This window comes from Streptococcus mitis (assembly GCF_905187495.1).
GTDB lineage: Bacteria > Bacillota > Bacilli > Lactobacillales > Streptococcaceae > Streptococcus > Streptococcus mitis_CU.
This window is the reverse complement of record NZ_CAJJIB010000115.1, coordinates 1-216: the sequence shown is the minus strand read 5'-3', so window position 1 is coordinate 216 and position 216 is coordinate 1. Positions and strand designations below refer to the sequence as shown.

The window sequence follows — 216 nt, the reverse complement described above, 5'->3', positions numbered from 1 at the left end:
CGTTTTTAGCTTGAGTTACTACATCGTTTGTTGTTGCGTTGTCGATGGCTTGCTTAGCTGCGTCAGCTTTCGCTTTTGCGTCTTCCTTAGCTTTGGCTTTTTCTTCTGCTGTTAAATCGTTATTGGCATCAATTGCGTCGGTCTTAGCTTTCAATGCATCATCGATAGCTTGTTTTGCCGCTGGCTTCGCTTGCGCTGTTGGATTTACTGAAGCTA

General features: G+C 44.4%; 1 protein-coding gene. It reads right to left on the bottom strand.

The window, feature by feature from the left end; all coding sequences use genetic code 11:
• The coding region (locus tag JQ843_RS05775) for a DUF1542 domain-containing protein (RefSeq protein ID WP_338014945.1) at positions 1-216 on the bottom strand (216 nt) is incomplete at both ends.